Genomic DNA, 25,211 nt, shown 5'->3' with positions numbered 1-25,211 from the left:
TCGGCCAAGGAAACTACATCACTAATGCTGATTGCCAGACACAATGCCATTTTGGAAATCGCACGTCAGACCGGCCGGGTCAGCGTTGATGATCTGGCAAAACGCTTCGATGTCAGCCCCCAGACGATCCGCAAGGACCTGAACGAGCTTTGTGAACTTCGTCTGCTTGCAAGAACACACGGCGGCGCATTGCTTTCCTCGGGCATCGAGAATGTAGGCTACGAGGCAAGGCGGATTATCTCCAGCAAGGAGAAGGCAGATATCGCCTCGAAGGTCGCGGACGTCATTCCCGACAACGCGTCGCTCTTCATCAACATCGGCACGACGACCGAAGCGGTTGCACAGGCACTGCTCCAGCATCGCGGACTGATGGCCATTACCAACAACATCAATGTCGCCAGTCTGATGCGCGGCTATTCCCAAATCGAGGTGGTCGTCGCCGGCGGCGTCTTGCGCCATGCAGACGGGGGCATCGTGGGTGAAGCGGCCGTCGACTTCATGCGTCAATTCAAGGTCGACTTCGCCATTGTCGGCGCGTCAGCCATCGATCCTGACGGATCACTTCTCGACTATGACTATCGCGAAGTTCGGGTGACACAGACGATCATGGAAAATGCCCGTCACGTGATCCTGGTGGCGGACAGCACCAAGTTTGAGCGCACAGCCCCTGTGCGCGTCGGGCACCTGTCGCAGGTCCACACCTTTGTCACGGATCAATGCCCATCAGAGCGGATCCGGCAGATTGCCAATGAAAAAGAAGTCGACCTGATCGAGACTGGCGAAGTCGACGAGAACTGATTGCGATCGCGCTGATGGGTGCGGGTGGCATCAATCCGAACCACACTGACAGGCAAAGCCTGACAACCAGAAAATCGCAGATAAAACTTCAAAGGGGAAAATGGTACGCCCAAGGGGAATCGAACCCCTGTTTTCGCCGTGAAAGGGCGACGTCCTAACCGCTAGACGATGGGCGCACATTTTGCTCGCGAGCAATGTCTCGAGCTGAGGATTGCGCGTATAAAACCATGGACGGTTCCGCGCAAGTCCCTTTTTGCAATTTACCGCACAGGCCTGTTTATAACTGCAAGTCAGCGCGAGACGAGATTGGTACGGCCGAGCAGATTGCCAGTGGCTGTATCAAAGTGAAGAAGTGCTGTTGCATCGCCTTCGCGGACAAGAACAACCAGTCGTCCATCGACGAGTTCCATGTCCTCGACAACCGCCTTGGGGCCAATTGCGATGCTTGAGGCGATTGTTCCCTTGGGAACGCTGCCATCAGAATAGTTGATCTTGTAGAAGATTGCTGCGAAGACTGCGATAAATCCCGCAAACATGACAAGGGACGATCCCGCCAGCAGACGCTTTAGCCGCGTTTGCACACGCAAGGTCGCCGGATCAAGCGGTTGATCCTCAGGCCCCTGGCCCCCTTTGCCGTCGAGCTCAGGTTGATTCATGAACGATATTACTCCGGAAGACACGGCCAACATGGACGCGGACTTCACCTATCAGGTTGATGCAGAAGACACCAGCAAACGCCTGGATGCCGTCCTGGCGGCACAGCTGGATACTTTGAGCCGTAATCGCGTGCAAGCACTGATCCGTGCCGGCGAGGTCACCGTGGACGGCGCCAAGATACTGGAGCCCAAATTCCGGGTCAACGAAGGGCAACTTTTGGCCCTGACCATTCCGGAAGCTGATGATCCCGAGCCGCAGGGAGAAGACATTCCTCTCAGCATCATCTACGAGGATGATCATCTCATCGTTGTCGACAAGCCGGCCGGGCTTGTGGTTCATCCGGGCGCCGGAAACTGGACCGGCACACTGGTGAACGCGTTGATCCATCATTGCGGCGACAGTCTCTCTGGCGTTGGCGGTGTCAAGCGCCCCGGCATTGTCCACCGCATCGACAAGGAGACCAGCGGCCTGCTGGTCGTCGCCAAGACCGACGTCGCACATCAGGGCCTTTCCGCGCAATTCGCCGATCATGGCAAGACCGGTCCACTTGAGCGCGCTTATTCAGCGCTGGTGTGGGGCGCGCCCTCAAGTCTCAAGGGAACGATCGACGCGAATCTCGCGCGCTCAAATGTCAATCGGCAGAAAATTGCCGTTGTCAAAACCAGTGGTCGGCACGCCATCACCCATTGGCAGGTGAAGGAACGGTTTGGTTCCGAAGATCAACCCGCGCTAGCCTCTCTCATGGAGTGTCGTCTGGAGACAGGCAGAACTCATCAGATCCGGGTCCACATGAGCCATATCCATCATCCCCTGATCGGTGATCAGGATTATGGAGCGGGATACAAGACCAAGGTCAATCGTCTCGAAGAGCCGTTGAAGAGTGTCATAGCAGACTTTTCCCGTCAGGCGTTGCATGCCGGACTATTGGCATTTGCCCACCCCGTGAGCGGAGAAACACTCCGATTTGAGAGCCCATACCCCTTTGACTTCGAAGAGCTTTTGCAAGCATTACGAAAATTTTAGGATAGCTTTCTCCTCTCGAGCCATGCAATCGTCGAATTGATACTTATATTAAAGTCTACGGCGGGCCGGGGAACGGCCGCCGGTAAGGTGCGTTTGCCTCGAGAATTGAGGCTTGGTTTGCGTGGGGGATCTGCGGGACCTGGCTGTCCAGAGGGAACGTTTACTCGGGAGAAAGGGGGCGCATTCGATGGCCCGGAATGTACCGACGTTGACTGCCGGGGAAGGCGGACTTAGCCGCTACCTCGACGAAATTCGCAAGTTTCCAATGCTCCAGCCGCAGGAAGAGTTCATGCTCGCCAAGCGCTACAAGGAGCATGAAGACCCGCAGGCTGCCGAACGCCTGGTGAATTCGCACCTGCGTCTCGTTGCAAAGATTGCCATGGGATATCGCGGCTACGGCCTGCCGATCGGAGAAGTCGTTTCCGAAGGCAACGTGGGCCTCATGCAGGCCGTCAAGCGGTTCGAGCCGGACAAGGGCTTCCGCCTGGCCACATATGCGATGTGGTGGATCAAGGCAGCCATCCAGGAGTATATCCTGCGCTCATGGTCCCTCGTAAAGATGGGCACCACAGCCAATCAGAAGCGCCTGTTCTTCAACCTGCGACGCCTGAAGGGCAAGATCCAGGCTCTGGACGAGGGCGATCTGAAGCCGGATCAGGTCAATCAGATCGCGACCACTCTTGGCGTCAGCGAGGAAGAGGTCGTGTCCATGAACCGCCGCCTTGGTGGAGACGCGAGCCTGAACGCGCCGGTACGCGCCGAGGCTGACGCAGGCGAGTGGCAGGACTGGCTGGTTGACGATGCCGAGAGTCAGGAAACCATGCTCGCCAATCAGGAGGAGCTGGATGTACGTCGCAAGCTCCTGACTGACGCCATGGATGTGCTGAACGACCGCGAGCGCCGCATCTTCGAAGCGCGCCGCTTGACCGAGGACCCAATGACCCTGGAAGACCTTTCAGGCGAATTTGGCGTCAGCCGCGAGCGCGTTCGTCAGATCGAGGTCCGTGCTTTTGAAAAGGTTCAAAAAGCCGTTCGCAGCAGCGCACGTGAATTTGAGCGCCCAAGCGCCTGATCTGAGACCAAGACAAAATTCAAAACCGGGCGCCAACAGGCGCCCGGTTTTTTCTTTGCTCCGCGCTATTCAGATAGATGCTCTACCTAGCGAATTTCGACTGCGTAGCTCTCAACCGGAACCACCTCATCAATAAGCCCGTTAGCCGCCATGAACTCGGCGAAACGCTGATAGCGTCCTTCATCGAGCGTTGACGGCCGCTTGGCAAAGCGCGGCAACGTGTCGGCCCAGGCACGGCTGTTCAACTCATCATCGAGGTTCGGATAAGCCTTGATGAAAGCTTCCCAGGCATCGTCAGGGTGATTGGTGAGATAGATGGTTGCTGCCTCGATCGCCGCCATGAACTTGGTATAGCGTGGGTCTTCGACCTGATCCTGGTGGACGACGTAAATCAGTTCGTCGAACACCGGCACGCCATTTTCTTCAGGATAGAACGCCTTGCCTTTCTTCCCCTCGATCTCGATCTGCGTCAGTTCAAAGTTCCGGTAGGCGCCGATCACGGCGTCGACCTGGCCTGACATCAAAGATGGAGACAGCGCAAAATTCACATTGATCAGTTCAACGTCATCAAAGCCGAGACCGACGGACTTCAACATCTGGCCAAGCATCGCGTCCTCAAACCCCGAAACGGAGAAACCGACCTTCTTTCCCTTGAGATCGGAAAGCTCTTTGACCGGACCGTCTTCCAAAACAATGACGGAGTTCAACGGCGTCGCGACCAGAGTACCGATGCGCTTGAGAGGCAATCCTTCATGGATCTGCGCGTGCAAGGTGGGTTGGTAGGAGATGGCAATATCGCCCTGCCCTGCCGCCACGAGTTTCGGCGGCATAGCCGGATCAGCCGGTTCGATCAGCTCAACATCCAGCCCTTCGGCTTCGAAGAAACCCATGGTTTTTGCCGTGATCACCGGCGCATGGTCCGGATTGGTGAACCAGTCCAGTAGCACCGTCAGCTTTTCGGCGGCCGTCGCGGGCGTTGCTGCCAGCAAAGCAGCCGCTAGAAGCGATGAAAGTAAGGTTTTCAAGGCATTTTCTCCAAAAAAAGGCAGAACTAGTCCTCGCGCTGCCAGGGAACGAGCCGCCGCGTGAGAGCGTCGACGGAAAAACGAAGAGCTAGCACCATGAGCGCAAGCAGGATCAGGGCAGCGAACATCACATCCGTCTGCATCCGCGCATTGCTCTGAAGCATGATGAAGGCAAGGCCACCCTTGGCCCCAACCCACTCCCCGACGATCGCGCCAATCGGTGCGAAAACGGCGGCAATGCGAATGCCGGATGCAAGCGCCGGCAATCCGGCGGGAATGCGGAAGTAGAGCAGCTCCTTGAAGCGGGAGAGCCGATAGAGCCGCGCAAGGTCGGCAAGTCCGCTGTCGGCGCGGCGCAGACCATCATAAAAGGCTGAGGTTACCGCGAAGAAGATCACCAGAACCGCCATGACGATCTTTGACGTCAGACCAAACCCCAGCCACAGGACCAAGATCGGCGCAATGGCGAAGACCGGGAGAGCCTGCGTGACAAGAACCACCGGCAAAACTGCCCTGCGAGCGAGCGGCGACAACCACATCAAGATCGCCAATACCGATCCCGCCAGAACGCCGAAGAAAAACCCGATAAGCGTCTCCGACGCCGTCAGAGCTGCATGTTCTAGAAGAAACAACCAGCGTGCCTGGAATGCAGAAGCAACCCGCATTGGGCCCGGTAACATATAGGGCGGAATGTCGAGCAGCCGGACGAGTAGATCCCAAGCCAGACCAAACAGCAAGAGGCCGACAGCGATGCGAAAAGCAGAAAAAAACGCCGCGACGATCATACTGCACACCTCGGCGAACAGCCGCCGGCAGCGCAGGATGCTTCATGTTTCAGCGGCAGCGCGCGCGCGAACGCACGGGTATTTCTCAACACAAAAGGATCTCCCGTCTTCGGACAAACCGAAACCGACAATGGAGATCCGGGAAAGGCTAAAGGCTTCCGTCCCTTCGCCGGCATGACCCGGATCAGGTTCTAAGGGTTCGGCGCTAAGCCATCTCAGTTCCTGTTCAGGAACACCCCTCGGACCAAAAATGAAAATGCACCGGCGCGTCAGAAAAGACAAGCCGGTGCATTTAAAAAATCAGATGGTCTGGAAAGAGAGCGCGCTAACCAGCCTGCCAAGCCGCGATCGCCTGTTCTACAGCCGAGCTTCCGGCTTCGCCCTTCTCAAGGGTCAGGATACCGCGCTTGCCGTTGTCGTAGAGCATCGGGATATCGATCCAGCCCCTCTCGCGCAGAAGCCCCATATTGCGTTCCATCTCGCTGCTGATGCTGGAAAGTGCGATCCAGAAGTATCCCGGCGAAACCTTGACTGAAGCCCCAATCAGAGCGTCACCGCGGGCTTCTTCGGTCGGTTTCATCACAAGCCCAGGAACATTCACCACATCTCCCGCGGAGAAGGTCTCCGGGAAATCATACTTGATCTCAACGAGATGGCTTGCGGGAAGAGACACGTCATCATTCGGTTTGATCCGAATATCCACGGCAACATTGCGCTCCGGAATGCGAACGACTGCGCTCAGCACGCTTTGTGCATTGCCTTCAAGGTCAGTCTCCTGATCGATGGACCAAACGACCTCACCCTGGGACGCCGTTCCGGCACCATTGGAGTTCTCACCCTCTTCATAGAGGATAGACTTCTGGACACCGGGCGTGGCGTCTGCAGGCGGCGTGGACACGATAGATGGCACGCGATCCTCGGACGTCACCGTGGGCGCGACCACCGGCTCTTCCGGCGCCGTCTCTGGCTGCCCGGCTGTTTCCGGCGTCTCAGCCTCGGATGGAGTGCTGCGCGGCACACTGTCCTCGCCCGGCGTGATCAACGTGGTGGTAACACTTCGCGCATCGGAAGCAGCCGCGGGCTCACCATCCCCACCAAGCAAACGGTCCTCATTCTTCGATGCGTCGTCCGCTTCGGACGAATCTGCAGTGTCAGTCTGTGCCGCAGTCTCGGCCGGTTGCTCATCTTCGACAACAGCTTCGGTCGGATTTTCGGTGGCCGCCGGATCGGATCCCGCCACGATGCCGGAGACCATATCCCTTTGCGAATACAGGACCGCCGCGATGCCGAGCGCGATGATCACCAACGCGCCAACCAATGCCATCGGCAAGATGGAAGACTTTCCGTCTCCCTTGAGCGCTGCCGACGCGCTCTTCCGTTCGCCAGATTTTCGTCGTGACCTGGATCGCTCCGTCTGATCCTCAAGGGGCGGCGCGATCGCATCTACAGGTGCACTCTCGTCCAACGCTTTCCCGTCGGCCGTGTCGAGTGTTTCTTCACCCGAACCAAAGAGTGGTTCCAAGCGTTCCGTAGAACGGTCCCCGACCATCGCATCTTTGGTGTCCTGGACCGCCTTGTGCGAAGCCTCACCAAGGTTTCCAGCTTCTTCCACCACATCTTTCAGCGGCGAAGACGTCGATGGTTCCGGCAAAATTGGTTCGGTTCGAACCGGTTCCGAAGTCCTATTTTGCGGAGCGGACGGAATTTCGGGCGCAGAACCAACAGGGTCGGCGACTGTCGCAGCCGGCGCAGGAGCTTGGGCCGCTGGCGCGGCCGCAGGTTCGGCTGACGGCGACCCCTTGGCTTTCGATGTCAGACCAAGGCTTTCGCGCGCAGCTTCTGCCTCAACCTTCCGAATGGCTTCTTCAAGCCGCAATTGCTCCGAAGTGATCTCGGAGGGAGACAAAGGCGGCTCATAGGCCTTGAGTTGATTGACGATTGCGTTGCGGGCGCGGCTGTAAACACTTCGCCGCGCTGCTCCGTTGTTTTCCGGCAGCGATGCGATCGTCTTTTTCAAAATGGAATAGTAGTCAGCCATCTTCCTGCCCGTCGGATGTACGCCCGGTCAAATCTCTTGTGTCTTAAGACAGGCTTATACCAAACTCTTGCGCAGGCGAAGCCCTTGTTGGCGTTCACAAGTCCCGTGATCCCGACACGCCTCCCGCGCAACTCTTTCGAGTTCTGAAATCATCACGGGCAGCAGCTTCGCATTGTAACCCAAGCAAAAAGAAAAGCGCCGCCTTGTTCCTTCCGGAAACAAAGCGGCGCCGGTCCCAAGCATTTGCAAAACTTGAAAAATCAGCCCTGGAAGGGGTTTTGAACCAGGATTGTATCGTCGCGTTCCGGGCTGGTCGAAAGCAGCGCGACCGGAGCACCAATCAGCTCTTCGACATGACGAACGTATTTGACGGCCTGTGCGGGCAAATCGGCCCAGGTACGTGCACCTTCTGTGGATTCTTTCCAACCCGGCAAGGTTTCGTAAATCGGCACGACCCGTTCCTGCGCACCTTGAGACGCGGGGAGATAATCGATTCGCTCACCGTCGAGCTCATAGCCAACGCAGATTTTGATCTCTTCCAGTCCATCGAGGACGTCGAGCTTGGTCAGCGCTATGCCATTGATACCGGAGGTGCAAACAGTCTGACGAACCAGCACCGCATCAAACCAGCCACAACGCCGCCGACGACCAGTTACCGTGCCGAATTCATGGCCGCGCGTGCCGAGAAACTCGCCGACTTCGTTCTGTTGCTCGGTCGGGAACGGCCCCTCGCCAACGCGCGTCGTGTAGGCCTTGGTGATGCCAAGCACATAGTCGACGGCGCCCGGGCCAAGACCACAGCCGGTGGCAGCCTGACCGGCGACCGTGTTCGAAGACGTCACGAACGGATAGGTACCGTGATCGATATCCAGCAGAGCACCCTGAGCGCCTTCGAACAGGATACGCTTGCCAGCCTTGCGCTGCGCATCGAGCAGATACCAGACGGAGTCCATGAAAGGCAGCACATTGTCGGCAACACTCGACAACTCGTCATAGATCGCTTGTGCCGAAATTTCGTCCTGTCCAAGACCGCGGCGCAGGGCATTGTGATGGGTCAGCAAACGATCGATCTTTGCCGGCAGCGTCGACAGGTTCTTGAGGTCCATCAAACGGATCGCGCGACGGCCGACCTTGTCCTCGTAAGCCGGACCGATACCGCGCTTGGTGGTGCCGATACGTGTTCCGGTGTTTGAATTCTCGCGCAGGGCGTCCAGCTCACGGTGAAGCGAAAGGATCAGCGTCGAATTCTCTGCAATGCGCAGGTTCTCCGGCGTGACAACAATGCCCTGGGACTTGAGGCGCGCAAGTTCGTCCACAAGAGCATGCGGATCCAGAACGACACCATTGCCGATAACCGAGAGCTTCCCGCGCACAACGCCTGACGGCAGAAGGGACAACTTGTAGCTGACGCCATCAATCACCAGCGTATGGCCGGCATTGTGGCCACCCTGGAAACGGACAATCACATCGGCTTGCTCGGACAACCAGTCAACGATCTTGCCTTTGCCTTCGTCCCCCCATTGCGATCCGACGACAACCACATTGGCCATGGAATAAACGCCCTCCTGAAGCGGCATTACAGGCGCCTTTTGAATTAGGCGCAAACACATCAAGCCCCGAACAGGTATCCGAGGCAAACGCGGCGGACTATAGCCATTTGGTCATCAAGTTGCGAGCCCCGGATCCGCTTTTTCGCAAACGCATTAAAAGGCGTTCAATATCAAAGACCTAACCCAGCATGATCCATATCTTGCGGCTCATTTCCAGTCCTTGACGATGAATATCAGACACTCAACCGGAGTTGTCTCTAAGATCGGTTTTCGGGTGTCCCCCGCTGCCGACAGCTGTTAGTGAGCGCGTTCCAACAACCCGCAAGGACGGATACATCCATGACAATGGCGAATTGGTTCTTGCTGTTTCTGCTCGGTACGATCTGGGGCGGTTCCTTTCTATTCGCCAAGCTGGCAGTCGCAGAAATCCCACCGCTCGTTCTGGTCTTCCTGCGAGTTTTGATTGCAGGCGTGGCCCTTCATATCGTTCTGCGGCTTCGCGGCATCTCCTTCCCGCTTTCTCCCGGACTCATCGTCTCTTTTCTCGTCATGGGACTGCTGAACAATGCAGTTCCCTTTTCGCTCCTCTTTTGGGGACAGACCGAAATATCTGCAGGACTCGCGTCGATCCTCAATGCAACGACGCCGATTTTCACCTTTGTCATTGCCGCAGTACTTCTCCAGCAGGAGGCCGTCCAGTTTCATCGAGCTGCAGGTGTTGTTCTGGGCATTGCCGGTGTTGCTCTGATGCTGCTACCGAATTTGACGGGAGCAGGTCACGATCCACTTTGGGCTCAACTCGCTTGCCTGGGTGCGGCTTTGTCCTATGGACTGGCTGCCGCTTATGCGAAGCGCTTCAAGGACCTGCCACCTATCATATCAGCGACCGGCCAGCTTACCGGCTCAAGCCTTATCATGTTGCCGATCGCCGTTCTGTCGTCAGGCACCTGGGCGGTGACCAGTGTTTCTCTCGAAGTCTGGGCCAACGTCCTGGCACTTGGGCTGGTCGCAACAGCGGCGGCCTACCTGATCTATTTCAGGGTCCTTGCAGACGCAGGCGCTACCGATGCATCGCTGGTTACCCTCATCGTACCTGCAACCGCGATCCTTTTTGGCGCAATAGTTTTGGATGAGAGCCTGACAGGCTTCCAGATTGGCGGACTTGGCTTGCTGCTTTTGGGGTTGCTGGTCCTCGACGGCCGCATCCTTCGCCGCCTCGGTCTGGCCTAAAAAAGAAAAGGCGGCCCAAAGAACCGCCTCTTCAACAAATTGGCTCGATGCCCGCTCTCAGAACGACAGAGACTTCACCTGCTTAACATGGGAGACAGCAGCCAAACGATCCATCACCTGCTGGGAAACCTTGCCGTCGACTTCAACAAGACAAATCGCATCCTGCCCAGCTGCATTGCGTCCGAGATTGAAGGTCGCAATGTTGACGCCTGCACTCCCAAGCTCCATGCCCAGATGACCAATGAAACCGGGTTTGTCCTCATTGGTGACATAGAGCATGTGAGAGCCAAGTTCGGCTTCCATGTTGATGCCTTTCACCTGGATGATCCTCGGCTTGCCATCTGCGAACACGGTGCCCGCGACAGAGCGCTCCTGATGCTCTGTGACCAGGGTCAATCGGATGTAGGTCTCATAAGCACCTTTTTTCTCTCGGCGAATTTCTTCCACTTCAATCCCGCGTTCACGGGCCATGACAGGCGCAGACACCATGTTCACAGTCTGAAGCAGAGGGGTGAGAACACCTGTCAGCGCGGCTGAAGTCAGCGCCTTCGTATTAAGATCGGCAACCGCCCCTGCATATTCCAGACGCACCGTCTTGATTCCGCTCTCCGTAAGCTGCCCCGCGAAGGAACCCAGCTGTTCGGCCAATTGGACGAATGGCGTCAGTTTGGGAGCTTCTTCAGCCGATATCGATGGCATGTTGAGCGCGTTGGAAACCGCCCCCTCCAGCAGAAAATCGCACATCTGCTCTGCGACCTGCAGCGCAACATTTTCCTGCGCTTCGCTGGTCGACGCCCCGAGATGCGGCGTCGAGACAAAATTGGGAGCACCGAACAGGGTGTTTTCCTTTGCCGGCTCCTGAACGAAGACATCAAAAGCCGCACCGCCTAGCTTCCCTTCGTCCAATGCTGCTCGAACGGCCGCCTCATCCACCAAGCCACCACGGGCGCAATTGATGATGAACGCACCGGACTTCATTTTCTCAATCGCTGCAGCGTCAATGATGTTGCGGGTTTTGTCAGTCAGAGGCGTATGCAACGTAAGAAAATCAGCACGGCGCAAAAGCTCGTCGAGCTCGACTTTCTCAACGCCCAAAGCCACAGCACGCTCGGGCGTCAGAAACGGATCAAATGCCACCACCTTCATCTTGAGCCCGATCGCACGGTCAGCGACGATGGAACCGATATTGCCGCAGCCAATCAGACCCAGTGTTTTCGCCGTGATTTCCGTTCCCATAAACCGGGACTTTTCCCATTTGCCAGCCTGTGTCGACACATCCGCGGCTGGAATCTGCCGCGCGGCCGAAAACATCATCGCAATTGCATGTTCCGCGGTGGTGATCGCGTTGCCGAACGGCGTGTTCATGACGATGATGCCGCGTGCGGTCGCATGCGGGATATCAACGTTGTCGACGCCGATACCGGCTCGACCAATCACCTTGAGGTTATCGGCTGCAGCAATGATCTTTTCCGTGACCTTTGTGGCCGATCGAATCGCGAGACCATCATAGTCGCCAATGACGGCAAGGAGTTTCTCCTTGTCCTTGCCAAGGTCAGGCTGGAAATCGACGTCGATCCCGCGATCCTTGAAGATCTGGACGGCGGCAGGCGACAGCTTGTCTGAAATCAATACTTTCGGAGCCATAAGGCGCACTCCTCAATTGTGTTGAAGAGGGCTCGGCCGGGTCACCGGTCGAGCACATTTTCCATGTCACTTGAAGGATTTCGGCTTTTAGAGCCGCGCTTTCTGCTCGGCAAAAGCCCAGTCAAGCCAGGCAACCAGTGCCTCGAGATCAGCCGCTTCGATCGTCGCTCCAGACCAGATTCTCAGACCGGATGGGGCATCGCGGTACGCACCGATGTCATAGGCAACGCCTTCCGCATCGAGCGCGGCAACCATCGACTTGGCAAATGCTGCCTGAGCATCCCCAGGAAGCGCCGTCACGTCCGGGTCTACCACCTTGAAACAGACCGACGTATTGGATCTCGTCGCCGGATCCACAGCCAGAAAATCGACCCAGTCGGTCTTCTCGACCCAGTCCGCAAGAACTTTCAAATTGCCATCAGCGCGAGCCCGCAGGCCTTCCAAACCACCAATGGACTGGGACCACTTCAGCGCATCGAGATAGTCTTCAACGCAGAGCATCGACGGTGTGTTGATCGTCTCACCCTTGAAAACGCCTTCGATCAACTTGCCGCCCTTTGTCATGCGGAAGATCTTGGGCAAAGGCCAGGATGGGACATAGCTCTCGAGACGCTCGACAGCCCGCGGGCTCAAGATCAAAACCCCGTGAGCAGCCTCGCCGCCAAGCACTTTTTGCCAGGAGAAAGTCACAACATCGAGCTTGGTAAAATCCAGATTCTGCGCAAACGCAGCAGAAGTGGCGTCACAGATGGTCAGACCCTCACGATCGGCTGGAATCCAATCCGCATTCGGAACTCGAACGCCGGACGTCGTGCCATTCCAGGTGAAGACCACATCGTGGGAAAAGTCGACACTGGCGAGATCGGGCAGTTCGCCATAGGGCGCTTCGATCTTGCGAGCATCGTCTAGCTTCAGCTGCTTCAGGACATCCGTGACCCAACCAGAACCAAAGCTCTCCCAGGCAAGCATGTCGACCGGACGAGCGCCGAGAAGTGACCACATGGCCATTTCGACAGCACCGGTGTCTGATGCAGGGACGATGCCGATACGGTAGTCGGCAGGAACCTTGAGCACTTCGCGTGTCAGGTCTATCGCCTCAGCCAGTTTGGCTTTGCCAACCTTGGCACGATGAGACCGGCCAAGCGGCGCATCGGCGAGGCCCTCAAGGGACCAGCCAGGTCTCTTGGAGCAGGGTCCGGACGAAAAATTGGGATTGGCCGGACGCACGTCCGGCTTCGAGATTCCTATAGTCATGTAATCTACCCTCACAGATAGGAGCCCCTCGTTGGGGAGGGGTGGCCCACTGATGGGGATATGACTGTTCCGGCATTTCGTCAATTCAATTCGAGACAATTGCCACGCAAACAGAAAAAGCCAACCCAATGGGCCGGCTTTTTCGAATCGCTTGCGAGGACCAGCTTAGAAGTTGCTGGTGATCGGCTGTGCCGGATAATAGCTTGGAGCTGCCGCATAGCTATCGAAGGTATAGCGAGCACCCAGACGGAATTCGTGGGCAGTCAGATCCTCGAATTTTACACGAGTGTTCCCAGAATCGTGAATTTTCACAGATTTGCCGGTACCGAGGTTTCTATATTGATACCCGGCGTCAATGCTCCAGTTGTTCGTGACCGCGTAAGATGCCCCAGCCATTAGCGCCCAGGCGAGATTCCACTCACCATTCGAGCCATCATAACTTGGCGTCGTTCCATTCGGATTCACAGAATTGTATCCACTGACGTTCACGTAGGACGCACCGATGCCCGCACCAACATAAGGCGTGATATTGTGCCATGTTCCAATGTCGACATAACCGTTCAACATCACAGTCCAGACATCGATATCAGCCTTTTCGACCGAATAGCCTGGCGCCACACAAGCACACGGCGCACGGCCGGAGTACTCGGCCTTTGTTTCATAATCGATGGTCAGGTCGCCACGGAAATAGTCCGTAAACTGATAACCAACACCAACGCCAATCATCCAGGCATCATCAAGCTCTTCGCGATCATATCGCAGCAGCCCTGAGTTGCCGTTGAATGTGGTATTCGGCTCATTGTAAAGCTTGTAACCGATATCACCACGCAGATACCATCCGCCGGATGCTGGAACTTCGGGAATATGCTCGATGACCGGGGGCGGCAGATCAGCCGCCATGGCCGCAGATGACAGAACCACTGCGGCGCCGGTCAAAGACAATCGCTTTAAAAACATGACCATGTCCTCGTCCTTCAGGTCAGGCGTCCGCATAAACCTCTGCGGGTCGCGCTAGATACATCAAGGGAAGATTGGACAAAAAATATTAAGGTCGACTTAACCCTGTTCTTTAACGTCGTTTTTTTACCTTAACATATACTTAACGGCACTAGCTTCCATTAAGGCATACGAAAGAAAGGCACCACTGAGAAAGTGATGCCTCTTCGTGAATGCATATATTCAATAGTACTTGTGAGGCTGTCAGGCGGCCGTCCTGGCAACAACATCGGCGATGTCATTGACGACCTGCTTGACAAGGCCGGCGTCATCTCCCTCCGCCATGACGCGGATAAGCGGTTCAGTTCCAGATGCGCGAATGACGAGGCGGCCAGAATTGCCAAGCCGGTGTTCACCCTCTTCAATGGCAGCCTTGACGTCAGCCTGCTCAAGAGGGGTACCTCCACTGTAGCGCACGTTCTTCAACAGCTGGGGCACTGGATCGAACCGTCGGCAAACCTCCGAAACCGAACGCCCCATGTCTTTCACGCAGGCCATGACCTGAAGCGCTGCGATCAAGCCGTCTCCCGTCGTCGCAAAATCGGACAGAACAATATGGCCGGACTGCTCACCGCCAACATTATAGCCCTGCGCTCGCATATGCTCGACCACATAGCGGTCACCAACCTTGGTCCGGGCGAGAGACAACCCTAGGCCTCCAAGATAACGCTCGAGGCCAAGGTTTGACATAACGGTCGCAACAATACCTGGTTGGGAAAGACGGTTACGGGCCTGCCAGGACTGGGCGACGACGGCCATCAACTGGTCGCCGTCAATCACGTTACCGTTCTCATCCACGATGATGACCCGGTCCGCATCGCCATCAAGAGCGATGCCTATATCGGCGCGCACCTCATGAACCTTTTTGGCAAGCGCATCGGTAGAGGTCGATCCACAATCCTTGTTGATGTTGAACCCGTCAGGAGACACTCCGAGGCTCACAACATCCGCGCCCAGCTCCCAAAGCGCCTCCGGGGCAACCTTGTAGGCGGCGCCATTGGCACAATCGATCACGACGCGCAGACCCTCGAGGCTCATCTCGCGCGGCAAAGTACGCTTGGCAAACTCGATATAACGTTGCTGCGCACCTTCGATCCGCCTCGCTCTGCCGAGCTCTCCCGAACCGGAAAGACGGCTGGTCATATCACTCTCTGCCAGCGCCTCAATCTCAAGCTCAATGCCATCACTAAGCTTGAACCCGTCCGGCCCGAAAAACTTGATGCCATTGTCGTGGAAGGGATTGTGAGACGCGGAGATCATCACGCCGAGGTCGGCCCTCAGGGATCGGGTCAGCATGGCAACGGAGGGTGTGGGCATCGGGCCAAGGAGGAATACATCCATACCAACGGACGTAAACCCGGCAACAAGCGCATTTTCGATCATATATCCTGACAGCCGCGTATCCTTGCCGATCACCACCCGGTGGCGATGCTCACCATTCTTGAAGGCAAGCCCTGCAGCCATCCCGACCTTGAGTGCCATTTCGGCCGTCATGGGAAATACATTTGCACGGCCGCGGATGCCGTCCGTTCCGAAGAACTTGCGCATGAGAATTGATGTCCCTGTAAGTGTTCGTCGCAGGTCTTTTGAGCCCAGACCTTAACCCGGATCATCCAACAATACGGTTCAAAAATTATGAGCGAATGTTACGGATTTTTGCCAAGAAAAATGCCCGGTCAAGACCGGGCATTTCAATCAACCAACTATGGTTTCATCAGGCCTGCGGTTGAGGCTCCATGCCGCCGCTTGGCTCATCACCACCACGCTTGACCCCTGCCGAGGGCACTGCCGAAGACCGCCCGATAGGCTGATCGTCATCGGTGTCGCGCACAGGTGGCTTGCCATTCAGAAGATTCTTGATCTCGTCACCCGACAGGGTTTCGTACTCAAGAAGCCCCTTGGCGATCGTGTGCAGCTCATCCTCATAATCGCCCAGAACCTTCTTTGCGGTCTCATAGCCCTGATTGACAAAGGACTTGATCTCCGCGTCGACGATCTTCTGAGTTTCGTCGGACACATGCTGGTTCTTGGCAACAGAATGACCAAGGAAAACCTCTTCCTGGTTTTCACCATAGAGCAGCGGTCCGAGCTTGTCGGACATACCAAACTGCGTCGCCATAGCCCTGGCAAGTTTGGTCGCCATCTGGATATCACCAGACGCGCCGGAGGTAACTTTCTCATAGCCGAAGATCATTTCCTCGGCCACGCGTCCACCCATTGCAACAGCGAGGTCGGCCTTGCACTTAGCACGCGTCAAAGAGACCTGATCCTTCTCCGGAAGGCGCATCACCATTCCAAGCGCACGTCCGCGCGGAATGATGGTTGCCTTGTGGATAGGATCGGAAGCTTCCTGATGAAGTGCGACCAGTGCATGGCCGGCTTCATGATAGGCCGTCAGCTTCTTCTCTTCTTCGGTCATGACCAGGGTGCGGCGCTCCGCGCCCATCATCACCTTATCCTTGGCATCCTCGAACTCGGCCATGGTCACCAGACGCTTGGAACGGCGAGCTGCCAGAAGCGCGGCTTCGTTGACCAGGTTCATCAAATCTGCGCCAGAGAAGCCAGGCGTTCCGCGAGCCAGTGTCTTCACATCGACATCAGGCGCGAGCGGCACCTTGCGCATGTGAACCTTGAGGATCTTCTCGCGGCCAGTGATGTCGGGATTCGGCACGACGATCTGACGGTCGAAGCGGCCCGGCCGAAGGAGCGCGGGGTCCAGAACGTCAGGACGGTTGGTCGCAGCAATGATGATGACGCCTTCGTTTGCTTCAAAACCATCCATCTCCACCAGCAACTGGTTCAATGTCTGCTCACGCTCATCATTGCCGCCGCCGAGACCGGCGCCGCGGTGACGTCCAACAGCATCGATTTCATCGATAAAGATGATGCAAGGGGAGTTTTTCTTCGCCTGCTCGAACATATCGCGGACACGACTCGCACCCACACCGACAAACATTTCGACAAAGTCAGAGCCGGAGATGGTGAAAAACGGCACATTCGCCTCACCCGCGACGGCCCGTGCAGTGAGCGTTTTACCAGTTCCTGGAGGACCGACCAGAAGAACGCCGCGCGGGATCCGGCCTCCAAGGCGCTGGAATTTCTGCGGGTCGCGCAGGAACTCAACGATCTCCTGAAGGTCTTCCTTGGCTTCATCAATGCCGGCAACGTCATCAAATGTAACGCGCCCATGAGCTTCGGTGAGCAGCTTGGCCTTGGATTTGCCGAAGCCCATCGCCTTGCCGCCTGCTCCACCTTGCATCTGGCGCATCACAAAGATCCAGATGCCAAGAATAATCAGCATTGGCAGCCATGAGAAAAGTGCGCCAAGCAGAGAGAAATTCTCTGACGGCGGCCGTGCGTTAATCAGCACGCCCTTCTCGCGGAGCAGGTTGACATATTGCGCGTTTTCCGGCGCGTAGGTCTGGAACGAGCCACCGCTGTTGTAATGACCGGAGATCTGCTGCTCCTGAATGGTCACGTCGCGGACTTCCCCGCGTTCGGTCTGGTTCAGGAACTGCGAGAAGGCGACCTCATTGGTCGCACTCCGCTGGCCTGGGCTCTGGAACAGCTGAAACAAGGCGATCAGCAGCAAGGCAATGATCACCCAAAGTGCGAAGTTGCGAAAATTTGCGTTCATTTCGATCCCTTTACCGCCAAGGGCGGCAACGTGCGCGGGTTTGTACTTGATCCCAAGATAGGTCGCAGAGAGCCCTCTGCCAAGGCGGTGCGCCATTCTTGCGCAACTGCACTGACTTTTTTCTTAAATCTCGAAGTGAATCAGGTGCTTTTTTTCTTATCCACGACAAAGCCGGCAAAAAATCGGCGAAATTTTTACGCTTTTACGCCTTGCGCCGGGACAATTCTCGCACGTGCTCCACTGCGAGCGACGCCTCAATCTCCGCATCAGAATGAAAAAGACCCGGAACCAGCAAGAGCTTCTCGCCCCGCCAAATTGCCGGACATGTCGTAAAAGCCTCCTTCGGCATACTGTCAGGAAAGGTGAAGTCGACGTCGGCAGCAGGTGCAGCAGCCAATGGCCCGATCACCAGGTCCTCCTCGACCCTTTCGCTCTGCGCAGCCGAAATACGAAAACGACCATCCCAAACCAAAACGTCCAGCCCTTGAGAGCTTATGGTTTCGGGCAAGCGTCTACCCGCTTCCTTCCAGAAACAAAAACGCTCGCCAAAGCGCACGATCTGCGCACCGCCCAAGGTCAAACGAACCTCGCCATTGGTGCAAAGCGCAAGATCAAGGGCCTCAAGCTTGGCGAGCCGAGGCGGATACGCACTTCCTGTCACCCTGAGAAACAGGCGTGAAAGCAGCCTGAGCCGAACCTCCTCCGGCAATCCTGAATAATGCTCGCAGTGCAAGGCGAGTGGGCCAGCAGAATGTTCCTCAACATTGTTCTGCAAAACATGGTCAACCCAAGTATCAATCGCATCCCCAGCCCGCCGAAGCCTGCCCGCTGTCTCAACCAGCCGCGCAACATCCAGCCCTTCAGCAGCGAGTTCCGCCGCCAGGTGCCTCAATCGCACGCGCTTGTAGGCCGTACTGTCGTTTGAAGGGTCTTCGCGCCACCCCTGCCCCATTTGCTGCAAGGTCGCCTGCAGCTGCGCTTTTGAAACGTCAAGCAATGGCCGCAGGAGTCGCAATCCCTCTGGACCAGAGCGCTCGTCGGCACGCATTGCACCAAGACCATAGACGCCACTGCCACGCGTGAGCCGGTCCAGAAATGTCTCGACCTGGTCATCCATATGATGAGCAAGAACAAGCGCTTCCGCGCCAAACTGTGACATTGCCTCGGCAAAGAGCCTGAAGCGAGCTTTTCGAGCCTCGTCCTGAAGGTTTGATGTTGGCTTGGCAGACACCCAGCGAAGCGTCCTGTGGTCGACGCCAATCTTGAGGCAGAGATCACCTACGAACTTCGCTTCCTCTGCACTTTCTTGCCGAAGACCATGATCCACTGTCAAAACAAGAAAGCGGCCGGGCCAGCGCGAGCGTTGTTGCCAGTCATGCAGCAGACGAAGAAGGGCAAGTGAATCAGAGCCGCCTGACACGCCGATCGCGAGACAGGAAAAGGCATGAAAATTCTTGAAGGTCAGATCGATCTGAACTGGGCTTAGAACCTGACAGCAGGCGTCCTGCTCAGGAGCACTGCGCACGGCTACGTTCTTCCCGCGCCTGGCTGAGAACGGCGGGCGCAGCATTCGGGAACTTGCTCAAGAGCTCGGCAAAAGTCGCGCAGGCGGCGTCCCCTTCGCCAAGGCCGTTCAGGGAAAGCCCAAGCTTTAGGAGGCTGTCGGGGTTTTTGTCGCTTCCCGGATTATCTGTGTAGGTCTTCAGAAAGGCATCGGCAGCATCGCGGTAATTGCGTTGCGCCAGGAGGCTCTCGCCCAACCAGAACTGTGCATTGGGGGCCAACCTGTCGTCAGGATAAGTTTCGATGAAGGCGCGAAAACCTTCTTCCGCCGCCGCATATTGGCCATTGACGGCATAGCTGTAGGCCCGGTCGTAGTCCTCACGCGGGTCACCGCTTGCACTCAGACCGGCAAAAGTCTGCGCCGACTGGGTCGTCAGCGGGTCCTTCGGTGCGTCGAGACCTGTAGGGCCGGATGGAACGTCGGCAGCCCCGCCAGCGAGTGCCGACAGGTCAATTGGTCCGTTGGTTGGCAAGTTCGTTGTGCCGTTTTCATATCCGCCGGTCGCCGACCAATCCGCATCTCCCGAGCCAGGCGCTGGCAAAGTTCCGAGCGGTTTTGGCGCGCCTGAGAACTCCTGCGCGCCATCTGTTTGGGAGGGTGCAACGTCAGAGCGTTTGCCCGGCGTACCGCCTTCGAGCTGCTGGAAGCGATACTCGTTGTCTTCCTGCATGCGCCGCATCTGATCCTGCAGTTCGCGCATTTGGAACGACAGCTGCTCGATCTGGCCGGTAAGAACTCTCAAACGCTCCTCCAGTTCATTGACACGAACTGTTGAATCGTCTTTCTTCCTACCGAAGAGCTGCGCTTCGGAAGGCGTTGCCAACACAACGGCCAGTCCCAACGCTGCCAAGAGGACCGCAAGTCCTCGAAATGTCACCATACTATCCTCCTCGTTATCTCGGCATGCCGCCTGAACCATCGGTATCGCTGGATACCACAGGGCGCGCCGACTTCGGCCAAATTTTGGCAGATGCAACAACAATTACCAAGGCTTGGGGTCCGCGAAAACGAAAAAAGGGTCGGAAATATCCGACCCTCTGTTCTACTCTTTGATCCCGGAATCAGTTGGTCACATTGTTCAAAACCGTGACAGCGCGACGGTTCTGGGACCAGCAGCTGTTGTCGTTACACACAGCGACCGGGCGTTCCTTGCCGTAGGAAATTGTCTTGATGCGTGACGCCGAAACCCCACGCGACACAAGATAGTCCCGGGCTGCCGCAGCACGTCGAGCACCAAGTGCGATATTATACTGGCGTGTGCCGCGCTCATCCGCATGGCCTTCAATCGTGATCGTGTACTTGGAATATTTCGCGAGCCATTGAGACTGCTTGTCCAAGGTAGCCTGCGCCTGCGCATTGACCGTCGATTGATCCTCTTCAAAATACACTCGATCACCGACGTTCACGACAAAGTCCTGACCAGTTCCGGGCGCGACATTGCCTTTCAGGCCGTCAGGCTGGGTCTGGGCACAAGCTGCAACAAACAGCATGGCGCCGATCGCCAGCAACATTTTTGCGCTTCGCGCATACTTCCCCAATTCCAACATCTTCATTCTCCTATCCCCACCGGCCCCGACAGGGTGAACGATCTCTATACAAAGCTGGTTAAGACGACCTTGGCAAAGTTGGTTAGCAAGACGTTAACACAGACAAAAACTAAATCCGTCAATCGATCAAGGGCGACCAGGACGGATCCGACGCGAAGGCAGGTGTCGCAACACGCTGCTCATTGTATCCGGTCAGGTCGACGGTCCAGACCTGAGGTCCGCCATTCGCGCCCGGCGTATCGCGGAAGAACACCAGAACACGGCCATTTGGTGACCAAGCCGGCCCTTCGTTGTGATAGCCCTCCGTGAGGATCCGCTCGCCCTTACCATCAGGTTTCATCACACCGATCATGAAGCGGCCCTGATGCTGTTTCGTAAAGGCGATCAGATCGCCGCGGGGCGACCAGACTGGCGTGGAATAGCGGCCCGGCCCGAATGAGATGCGCTGCGCATTGCCGCCGTTGGCATTCATGACATAGAGCTGTTGTGACCCACCCCGATCGGATTCAAACACGACGCGCTTGCCATCGGGTGAGAAAGACGGGCTTGTGTCGATCGCCGCGGAATTTGTCAGGCGCGTGGTTTTCCGGGACCGCAGATCCATCGTGAAGATGTTCGCGTTCGCACCCTGCTGCAGGCTCATAATGACCTGCTGCCCGTTGGGCGAGAAACGCGGGGCGAAGGTCATGCCCGGGAAATTCCCGACGATCTCACGTTGGCCAGTCTCGATATTGAGCAGATAGACGCTCGGATCGGCGGCCCCGTAGGACATGTAAGTGATTTCCTGGCTTGTCGGAGAAAATCTAGGCGTCAGAACAAGGTCGTCGCCACGCGTCAGGTAGCGAACATTGGCGCCATCCTGATCCATGATGGCGAGCTTCTTGACCCGCTTGTCCTTCGGACCGGTCTCGTCAACAAAGACGATGCGCGTATCGAAGTAGCCTTTTTCACCCGTCAGCCGCTCGTAGATCGCATCAGCAATGATATGCGCCAGACGACGCCAGTTTTCTGGGGTTGTATAAAATTGCTGTCCGAGCATCTGCTCTGAAGCGAAGACGTCCCACAGACGGAATTCTGCACGCAAGCGTCCATCAGCCTGCTTGGTCACCGAACCGCTGACCAACGCCTGTGCGCCAATTGTGCGCCAATCACCAAAACGCGGCGTGGTGTTCACATTCATGTTTTTCTGAATGAAACTGGCGGGATCGAGAGGATTGAATAGACCTGAACGTTTCAGGTCAGCGGCAATCACAGCCGCCATGTCCTGCGAAAGCTTCGGATCGCCACCTTCGGCACCGAACGACGGCAGGGCAACAGGCATCGGCTCGATCTGGCCTTGCGTCACATCGATTTCGATGAGTGCAAGAGCTGGTGCGGCCGGCAGGGCAGCAGCAACGGTCAACAGGCAGGCAGCTGCCGCCGTTTTCAAACGGGACAGGAAACGGGCATAACTCGGCACGTCGCGCATCTTCAGCAAGGCTCCTTGTTTCCTCTGTAACGTATTATCCGCCAACAAGTTCGCGCGGATCAAAATTGATAATCACTTCCTGCCATGCGTCGTACTTGGCCGCCGGCAGATTGTAGGGAGCGCACCGCATGACTGCGCGCACCGCGCTGCTGGACGCCGCACGAAAAGCCGGATGAGAACTCGACGTCAGCACTTCTGGACTGCCCGAGACCTGCCCCGAACGATCGAGACCGAACTTGACCCTGACCTTGAGCGTCTCGGCCCCAACAGCACCGACGGGCGGGCTCCAGCATCTTGCGATCTGGCCGCGCAAGGCATCAAGCTCGGATTGGCTCATGCGAACATTTTCTGCACCCTGGCGACTGCCGAGTGATGCCGGGTCCTGTGTCGTAGACGTGCTGCCACCAGCTGGCTCAACCTTGTTGAGAAGAGCCGAGATCTGGTTCGGATTGAAATTCTCATCCTGCGGCTTCTCGGCCGTCTGCGTCGGGCGCGGCGGTGTCGGCTTGGTCCTAGGCGTCACATTGGTGACCACGGGCTTGGGCTCTTCAACCGGCGCGGGCTCTGGTTCAGGCTCTGGTTCTGCGGCAGGCGTGGGCTCTGGTTCGGGCGCAGGCTCCGGTTCCGGGCTAGGCTCAGGCTCCGGCATGGGTTCTGGCTCTGGTTCGGGTTCTGGAACAGGCTCGGGTTCGGGGGCCGGCTCAGGTGTCGGGGCAGGAGCCTGTTCAGCGGTCGCATCGCCGGGCTTTTCTTCGGGCTGAGGAGCTTCCCTGGGTGGTGCCTCTGTCGGCGTAAGTGCCGCTACGTCACGAATCTCGGTTTCGGTCTTCTCGCCCTTCTGCAACCTGGTCAATTCTTCGACAGGCACGAGTTCGACAGGAAGCGAGTCTACCGGGCTGGTCGAAAAGGTCTCGGCATCCGGAAGGGCAACAAGCCCCCAGACCAAAACGGCCGTATGGCCGGCCAAAGACGCAATGAGACCAGCACGCATTGTGCTCTATGAATCCTGTTCTTCGAGAGTCACAAGGCCGAGACGCTTGAAACCGGCCGCATTTATTCGGCCCATGATCTTCATCATGACGCCGTAGTCAGCATCCTGGTCACCACGCACATAAATGCGCTCGTCATACCCGTTGGCTGCGATCGCCTCGAGTTTGGGAACAACCTCATCGATGGCGATTTCCGTATCCTGAATGTAGATCTGTCCCGCAGAATTCACGGAAATCGTGAGCGGCTCCGTATCACCTTCCAGGGCCTTGGCCCGGGTTTCCGGCAAATCGATCGGAACGCCGACGGTCAGCAACGGCGCCGCCACCATGAAGATGATAAGAAGCACCAGCATCACGTCCACGAAGGGCGTGACATTGATTTCGCTAACCAGCTGATTCCGGCGACGACGGCGGCCGCGTCTGCCACCTCCGCCTTGACCACCTCCGACCTGCATGCCCATGGCTCAGGTCCTTTCGTCGATCTGACGGGACAAGATGGCCGAAAATTCGTCTGCGAAGCCTTCCATGCGGCCAACGGCCTTGCCCACATCAGAAGACAGCTTGTTATAGGCAATAACAGCGGGAATAGCGGCCAGAAGGCCAAGCGCTGTTGCAAAGAGCGCTTCTGCGATCCCTGGCGCGACAACGGCAAGGTTGGTGCTCTGCGAGCTGGCGATCGCCTGGAAAGCGGTCATGATACCCCAAACCGTACCGAAGAGCCCGATGAAGGGCGCGGCGGAACCAACGGTCGCAAGGATAAGAAGTCGGCTCTCAAGCCGATCGGCCTCGCGCTGGATGGTTACATCCATGACCCGGTCGATCCGCTGCTGAAGGCTTCCAATAGCAGGGCGCGCGCCCTCGTGACTGCGCTTCCACTCCCGCATGGCCGCAACAAAAAGTGCAGCCATGGAATGGTTCACACGGTTCTGGAGCGTGCCGTAAAGCTCCTCCAAGGACTGACCGGACCAGAACACCGTTTCAAAACGGTTCATCTGGCGCTTGGTGCGCCCATAAAGCAGCGTTTTGTCGACGATGATCGCCCAACACCATACGGAAGCGCCGATCAGGCCGAGCATGACGATCTTGACGACGATATGTGCTTCCCAGAAGAGGGCGAAGAACGAAATATCGCCTTCCTGCGCCGCCAACGTCGACTGGACAAGTTCATTCATGAAACAAAAGACCTCTTGGGCGAAAGACTGTACCTGTTCAAGCGAACCGAATGTCGGCGCGCCAAATTGCCCCTAGTGCTTGGGTGTCAGGCTCACTCGTCTCTGTGACTGCCGATTTTGGCGAAACTGGGACTGACACCTAGTCCTGGGGCCAGCATTCAAAAGAATCAATTATGGTTACCGGACAATTAAGAATTGCCGTGAACCTTAAACATTTTCAGGAACTATGCCAGATCGCCGGATATTTCTGCCGCGCTTCCCAGTTGTGCAAGACGTTGCGCAATAGGAAGCGGCAGACGGGTTGGACGTCCGTCTTCCGTAATCACGGCCACCAGGACGTCGGCCGAGACGAGCAAAATCCCTTCCCTCAAGATTTCCTGGCGCAGGGCAATGCGAGCGCCCTTCTGCTCGGCGAGAGTGGTTCTGACTTCAAGGACATCATCGATCGTCGCAGGTTTGAAGAACTCGATGTTCATCTTGCGAACAGCAAATGCGAGGGATGCGCCATCCACACCCGCCTTCAGTTCGGAGTGATGAATGTTCGCAAGCCGCAGAAAATCGGATCGCCCCCGTTCGAAGAACTGAACATAGGCGCCATGGTAGACGATCCCGGTAAAATCCGTGTCTTCATAGTAGACGCGAACCGGCAGCACATGTTTGCCATCCAGAATTCGGCCGGAAAGGTCGGGCCAGGTCGTCACGCGCATATCCTCTGCGTTTGTCATCTCAGCCCCAATAGCAGACGGCCCGGCAACAAGACAA

The 25,211-nt window shown here is 56.9% G+C and carries 22 protein-coding genes, 1 tRNA gene and 1 riboswitch; of the genes, 4 read left to right on the top strand and 19 right to left on the bottom strand.

From position 1 onward, the window contains the following. Nucleotides 1–24: 24 nt before the first annotated feature. Nucleotides 25–798 (top strand): DeoR/GlpR family DNA-binding transcription regulator, encoded by a 774-nt coding sequence (locus ABJZ52_RS15690; protein WP_348184714.1) that lies wholly within the window; start codon nucleotides 25–27, stop codon nucleotides 796–798. Nucleotides 799–899: 101 nt separating this feature from the next. On the opposite strand, the gene ABJZ52_RS15685 is transcribed toward ABJZ52_RS15690, so the two are convergent. After that, nucleotides 900–974 (bottom strand) — tRNA-Glu (locus ABJZ52_RS15685). Between the two features lie 114 nt (nucleotides 975–1,088). After that, the gene (locus ABJZ52_RS15680) at nucleotides 1,089–1,454 is read right to left on the bottom strand and encodes a hypothetical protein (protein WP_348184712.1); all 366 of its coding nucleotides are present in this window, start codon (nucleotides 1,452–1,454) and stop codon (nucleotides 1,089–1,091) included. On the opposite strand from ABJZ52_RS15680, the gene ABJZ52_RS15675 reads away from it, so the two are divergent. Next, nucleotides 1,453–2,478 carry an RluA family pseudouridine synthase gene (locus ABJZ52_RS15675; RefSeq protein WP_348184710.1) on the top strand — a complete coding sequence of 342 codons (1,026 nt, stop codon included), beginning with the start codon at nucleotides 1,453–1,455 and terminating at the stop codon, nucleotides 2,476–2,478. The genes ABJZ52_RS15680 and ABJZ52_RS15675 overlap by 2 nt on opposite strands. Before the next feature lie 187 nt (nucleotides 2,479–2,665). Next, nucleotides 2,666–3,550, top strand: a complete 885-nt coding sequence (gene rpoH, locus ABJZ52_RS15670) for an RNA polymerase sigma factor RpoH (protein WP_348184708.1) — start codon at nucleotides 2,666–2,668, stop codon at nucleotides 3,548–3,550. 86 nt (nucleotides 3,551–3,636) lie between these two features. Here the strand turns inward: rpoH and ABJZ52_RS15665 are convergent, their stop codons facing one another. The 4 genes from ABJZ52_RS15665 to ABJZ52_RS15650 form a co-directional block, all read right to left on the bottom strand. Beyond that, nucleotides 3,637–4,575: an ABC transporter substrate-binding protein gene (locus ABJZ52_RS15665; RefSeq protein ID WP_348184706.1), complete on the bottom strand. Its 939-nt coding sequence runs from the start codon at nucleotides 4,573–4,575 to the stop codon at nucleotides 3,637–3,639. 26 nt (nucleotides 4,576–4,601) lie between these two features. After that, nucleotides 4,602–5,360, bottom strand: a complete 759-nt coding sequence (locus tag ABJZ52_RS15660) for an ABC transporter permease (protein ID WP_348184704.1) — start codon at nucleotides 5,358–5,360, stop codon at nucleotides 4,602–4,604. A gap of 144 nt (nucleotides 5,361–5,504) precedes the next feature. After that, a riboswitch (TPP riboswitch) is annotated at nucleotides 5,505–5,610 on the bottom strand. A 75-nt stretch (nucleotides 5,611–5,685) separates the two neighbouring features. Continuing rightward, nucleotides 5,686–7,398: a hypothetical protein gene (locus ABJZ52_RS15655; protein WP_348184702.1), complete on the bottom strand. Its 1,713-nt coding sequence runs from the start codon at nucleotides 7,396–7,398 to the stop codon at nucleotides 5,686–5,688. Nucleotides 7,399–7,658: 260 nt separating this feature from the next. Then, entirely contained in the window at nucleotides 7,659–8,948 is a 1,290-nt protein-coding gene (locus ABJZ52_RS15650) for an adenylosuccinate synthase (protein WP_348184797.1), read from the bottom strand. Between the two features lie 339 nt (nucleotides 8,949–9,287). Here ABJZ52_RS15650 and ABJZ52_RS15645 point away from each other — a divergent pair, with 339 nt between their 5' ends. Beyond that, nucleotides 9,288–10,178, top strand: a complete 891-nt coding sequence (locus ABJZ52_RS15645; protein WP_348184700.1) for a DMT family transporter — start codon at nucleotides 9,288–9,290, stop codon at nucleotides 10,176–10,178. Nucleotides 10,179–10,235: 57 nt separating this feature from the next. On the opposite strand, the gene serA is transcribed toward ABJZ52_RS15645, so the two are convergent. The 13 genes from serA to ABJZ52_RS15580 form a co-directional block, all read right to left on the bottom strand. After that, nucleotides 10,236–11,822: a phosphoglycerate dehydrogenase gene (gene serA / locus ABJZ52_RS15640; RefSeq protein WP_348184698.1), complete on the bottom strand. Its 1,587-nt coding sequence runs from the start codon at nucleotides 11,820–11,822 to the stop codon at nucleotides 10,236–10,238. A gap of 87 nt (nucleotides 11,823–11,909) precedes the next feature. Continuing rightward, nucleotides 11,910–13,076, bottom strand: coding sequence for a phosphoserine transaminase (locus tag ABJZ52_RS15635; protein ID WP_348184696.1), 1,167 nt, complete (start codon nucleotides 13,074–13,076; stop codon nucleotides 11,910–11,912). Between the two features lie 165 nt (nucleotides 13,077–13,241). Next, nucleotides 13,242–14,069 carry an outer membrane protein gene (locus ABJZ52_RS15630; RefSeq protein ID WP_348184694.1) on the bottom strand — a complete coding sequence of 276 codons (828 nt, stop codon included), beginning with the start codon at nucleotides 14,067–14,069 and terminating at the stop codon, nucleotides 13,242–13,244. 207 nt (nucleotides 14,070–14,276) lie between these two features. Beyond that, a complete protein-coding gene (gene glmM / locus ABJZ52_RS15625) occupies nucleotides 14,277–15,620 on the bottom strand; it encodes a phosphoglucosamine mutase (RefSeq protein WP_348184692.1) in 1,344 nt (447 codons plus the stop codon). Between the two features lie 166 nt (nucleotides 15,621–15,786). Then, nucleotides 15,787–17,709: an ATP-dependent zinc metalloprotease FtsH gene (ftsH, locus tag ABJZ52_RS15620; protein ID WP_348184690.1), complete on the bottom strand. Its 1,923-nt coding sequence runs from the start codon at nucleotides 17,707–17,709 to the stop codon at nucleotides 15,787–15,789. Between the two features lie 202 nt (nucleotides 17,710–17,911). Next, on the bottom strand, nucleotides 17,912–19,234 hold the full coding sequence (gene tilS / locus ABJZ52_RS15615; RefSeq protein WP_348184688.1) for a tRNA lysidine(34) synthetase TilS: 1,323 nt from the start codon (nucleotides 19,232–19,234) through the stop codon (nucleotides 17,912–17,914). Further along, complete coding sequence (gene ybgF / locus ABJZ52_RS15610) at nucleotides 19,218–20,153, bottom strand: tol-pal system protein YbgF (protein ID WP_348184686.1); 936 nt, start codon at nucleotides 20,151–20,153, stop codon at nucleotides 19,218–19,220. Before ybgF ends, tilS begins: the two co-directional genes overlap by 17 nt. 181 nt (nucleotides 20,154–20,334) lie before the next feature. After that, nucleotides 20,335–20,763, bottom strand: coding sequence for a peptidoglycan-associated lipoprotein Pal (pal, locus tag ABJZ52_RS15605; RefSeq protein ID WP_246542112.1), 429 nt, complete (start codon nucleotides 20,761–20,763; stop codon nucleotides 20,335–20,337). A 175-nt stretch (nucleotides 20,764–20,938) separates the two neighbouring features. Further along, nucleotides 20,939–22,288 carry a Tol-Pal system beta propeller repeat protein TolB gene (gene tolB, locus ABJZ52_RS15600; protein WP_348184684.1) on the bottom strand — a complete coding sequence of 450 codons (1,350 nt, stop codon included), beginning with the start codon at nucleotides 22,286–22,288 and terminating at the stop codon, nucleotides 20,939–20,941. Between the two features lie 34 nt (nucleotides 22,289–22,322). Then, nucleotides 22,323–23,279: a cell envelope biogenesis protein TolA gene (locus ABJZ52_RS15595; RefSeq protein ID WP_348184682.1), complete on the bottom strand. Its 957-nt coding sequence runs from the start codon at nucleotides 23,277–23,279 to the stop codon at nucleotides 22,323–22,325. A gap of 6 nt (nucleotides 23,280–23,285) precedes the next feature. After that, entirely contained in the window at nucleotides 23,286–23,738 is a 453-nt protein-coding gene (tolR, locus tag ABJZ52_RS15590) for a protein TolR (protein WP_153771931.1), read from the bottom strand. Nucleotides 23,739–23,741: 3 nt separating this feature from the next. Continuing rightward, on the bottom strand, nucleotides 23,742–24,449 hold the full coding sequence (tolQ, locus tag ABJZ52_RS15585; protein ID WP_348184679.1) for a protein TolQ: 708 nt from the start codon (nucleotides 24,447–24,449) through the stop codon (nucleotides 23,742–23,744). Nucleotides 24,450–24,673: 224 nt separating this feature from the next. Continuing rightward, nucleotides 24,674–25,211, bottom strand: a 538-nt coding sequence (locus tag ABJZ52_RS15580) for a YbgC/FadM family acyl-CoA thioesterase (protein WP_348487817.1), incomplete at its 5' end; no start/stop codon positions are given.

The sequence above is a fragment of the Roseibium sp. genome, assembly GCF_039982295.1.
Classification (GTDB): Bacteria; Pseudomonadota; Alphaproteobacteria; order Rhizobiales; family Stappiaceae; genus Roseibium.
Note: the sequence above shows the minus strand (reverse complement) of the source record. Positions and strands in the feature narration are given on the sequence as shown.